We start from the raw sequence: 2918 nt of genomic DNA on the forward strand, positions 1-2918 counted from the left end.
CCCCCGCCCCCCGCTACTCCGCCGACAGGATCACGCTGCGGGTGAGGTTGCGGGGGTGGTCGGGGTTCTGGCCCCGGGCCTCGGCCGCCGCGACCGCCAGGCGCTGGGCGCGGATCAGGTCCGCCATGGGGTCCAGGCCCTCGGCCCGCGAGTCGGCGAGGAGTTCGCCGCCCACGCGGGCGACGTCGCCCGCCAGCCCCTCCGGCAGCGCGCCGAACATCCACGCCACGCGGCCCGGTCCTGTGATGGAGATCGGACCGTGGCGGTACTCCATCGCCGGGTAGGACTCCGTCCAGGCCCCCGCCGCCTCGCGCATCTTCAGCCCCGCCTCCTGGGCGAGCCCGTACGTCCAGCCGCGCCCGAGGAACGTCCACTGCTCGGCGGACAGCACCGCTTCCGGCAGCGGCGACTCCACCGCCACCGCCGCGTCGGCCGCCGCTTCCACGACCGTCTTCACGCCCTCCGGCAGCGGGCCGTGCGCCTCAAGTCCCGCCCGCAGATAGGCGAGCGCGGTCGTCGCGAAGCGGGTCTGGACGACCGACTCCTCGTCGGCCCAGTCCAGTACGGCCACGGCGTCCGCCGCGTCCATGACCGGCGTCTTGGGGTCACCGGTCAGGGCCGTGGTCGCCGTACGCCCCCGCACCGCGGCCAGCAGGTCCAGCACCTCCGTCGTCGTACCTGAGCGCGTGATCGCGACGACCCTGTCGTAGGAGCGCGAGAGCGGGAACTCCGAGGAGGCGAACGCGTCGGTCTCGCCCTGGCCCGCCGCCTCCCGCAGCGCCGCGTAGGCCTGGGCCATGAACCACGAGGTGCCGCACCCCGTGACGGCCACCCGCTCTCCCGGTCGCGGCAACCCGCGCAGCCCCTCCTCGGTGGCGGCGGCCTCGGCCGCGCGCCGCCAGCAGTCCGGTTGGGTCGCGATCTCGGCCGCGGTACGCGACGCGGACCGGTGCTGGGAGGTGGACTCGGGCTGGGCCTGCTCGGCTGCCGCCATGGTCGGCTGCTCCTTGGAATGCGAGGACAACGGGTCGGACAAGTAACGGTGTCGTGGATAGCAGCCCCGACCAGGGCAGGGGAAGGGCGATGCGGAAGCGAGACCAAGACTGGTGTAGACCTTGTGGGATGCGCGCGGCAGACTCACGCGCAGTGCCGGGGCAGGGGAACGCCGGCTGGCAAGGGACATACAGAACAAAGGGTAGGTATCCGCAGTGCACCGGCGGTTCTTGGGCCTCATAGCAACGAGCGTTGCGACGACCATGGCCCTGACTCTCACCAGTTGCGGGGGCGGTGACTCCGCGGGGGGCGGGGACAACGCCACGATCAGGCTCGTGGCGGCCGACTACGGCGACAGCGCGGACAACAGTTCCGAGAAGTACTGGGACGAACTGGTCGACGCGTTCGAGGCGAAGAACCCCGGGATCCGGGTGAACGTCGAGGTCCACAGCTGGAACGACGTCGACCAGCGGGTCGCCGACATGGTCAGGAGCGGCGACGCCCCCGACATGGCCCAGATCGGCGCGTACGCCGACTACGCCGCGCAGGGCAGGCTCTACAGCGCCGACGAACTGCTCTCCATCCCCACCCAGGCCGACTTCCTGCCCGGCCTGGCGCAGGCGGGGGAGGTCCACCGCGTCCAGTACGGGCTGCCGTTCGCCTCCAGCACCCGCGTCCTCTTCTACAACAAGACGCTGTTCGCCAAGGCCGGCATCACCGCACCGCCCAAGACCTGGGCCGAACTCCAGCAGGACGCGCAGGCCTTGAAGGCGGCCGGCGCCCAGACCCCGTACGGACTTCCGCTGGGTCCGGAGGAGCCGCAGGCCGAGACGCTGAACTGGATGCTCAGCGGGGGCGGCGGCTACACCGACAACGTTGGCAGCTACACCTTCGACTCGGACGCGAACGTCAAGACCTTCGAGTGGCTGCGCGACGAGCTGGTGGCCAAGGGGCTCACCAACCCCAAGCCCGGCTCGACCAACCGCAAGGAGGTCTACGCGGCCTTCGCCGACGGCCAGGTCGGCATGGTCAACGGCCACCCGACGCTGATGCGGATGGCGGACGCGAAGAACGTGCAGTACGGGATGGCGCCGCTGCCCGGCAGGGACGGCACCTCCGCGGCCACGACCGGTGTCGCCGACTGGATGATGGCGTTCAAGCAGCACGGCCACCGGGAACAGGTCGGCAAGTTCCTCGACTTCGTCTACCAGCGGGACAACGTCCTGAAGTTCGCCGACCAGTACGACCTGCTGCCGGTCACCACGACCGCGTCCGAGGCAATGCGCGCGGACAAGGACAACAAGCACCTGTGGGAGTTCCTCGACGAGCTCCACACCGCCGAGTTCTACCCGGTCTCCAAACTGTCCTGGGCCCCGGTCGTCTCCAAGCTGAAGAAGTCCATCGGCGCGACGGTCGAGAAGAACGGCGACCCGGCAAGCGTCCTGGGCGAACTGGAACGAGACGCCGAGGCGACGGAGAACTCGGCGCGGACGCAGGACTAGATTGAGCGCCATGCACGAGGGGGAGGACGGGGCGGTCGACGCGAGTGAGCCGGTCGAGGCCAGGGCAGTCGACGAGACCGAGGCAGTCGGCAAGGCCGGGCCTGGCAGCGAGGCCAGGCCGGGCGGCGAGAACGGCGAGCTCGAGGAGCGGGGCCCGTCCGAACATGGGCTGTCCGGGCGCGATCGGGCCGTGCTCGGCGTCGAGCGGCGCGGGTGGCCGGGGCCCGGGGCCAAGGAGCGGGCGATACGCGAGCGGCTCGGCATGTCCCCGACCCGCTACTACCAGCTCCTCAACGCCCTCCTCGACGACCCGCGCGCGCTGGCGCACGACCCGGTGACGGTCAACCGGCTCCGCCGCGTACGGGACTCCCGCCGCCGCAACCGCTGAGCCGCGCGGGCTCCGCCGGCCGGGGGGGGGTGGGA

The 2918-nt window shown here is 71.5% G+C and carries 3 protein-coding genes; 2 read left to right on the top strand and 1 reads right to left on the bottom strand.

Annotated features, from left to right (window positions below):
- Window positions 1-13: 13 nt before the first annotated feature.
- A complete protein-coding gene (locus tag AOK16_RS24355; RefSeq protein ID WP_055474260.1) occupies window positions 14-994 on the bottom strand; it encodes an SIS domain-containing protein in 981 nt (326 codons plus the stop codon).
- A gap of 262 nt (window positions 995-1256) precedes the next feature.
- On the opposite strand from AOK16_RS24355, the gene AOK16_RS24360 reads away from it, so the two are divergent.
- Together AOK16_RS24360 and AOK16_RS29360 are read left to right on the top strand one after the other, a co-directional pair.
- Window positions 1257-2495, top strand: coding sequence for an ABC transporter substrate-binding protein (locus tag AOK16_RS24360; RefSeq protein ID WP_055474261.1), 1239 nt, complete (start codon window positions 1257-1259; stop codon window positions 2493-2495).
- 169 nt (window positions 2496-2664) lie between these two features.
- Window positions 2665-2883 carry a DUF3263 domain-containing protein gene (locus tag AOK16_RS29360; protein ID WP_055474262.1) on the top strand — a complete coding sequence of 73 codons (219 nt, stop codon included), beginning with the start codon at window positions 2665-2667 and terminating at the stop codon, window positions 2881-2883.
- Window positions 2884-2918 lie beyond the last annotated feature (35 nt).

Source organism: Streptomyces pathocidini, assembly GCF_001418495.1.
In the GTDB taxonomy this organism is placed as follows: Bacteria; Actinomycetota; Actinomycetes; order Streptomycetales; family Streptomycetaceae; genus Streptomyces; species Streptomyces pathocidini.

Bases quoted from the DNA above. Each gene is read 5' to 3' on its own strand.
- AOK16_RS24355 (WP_055474260.1), bottom strand. From the start codon at position 994: ATGGCGGCAGCCGAGCAGGCCCAGCCCGAGTCCACCTCCCAGCACCGG.
- AOK16_RS24360 (WP_055474261.1), top strand. From the start codon at position 1,257: ATGGCCCTGACTCTCACCAGTTGCGGGGGCGGTGACTCCGCGGGGGGC.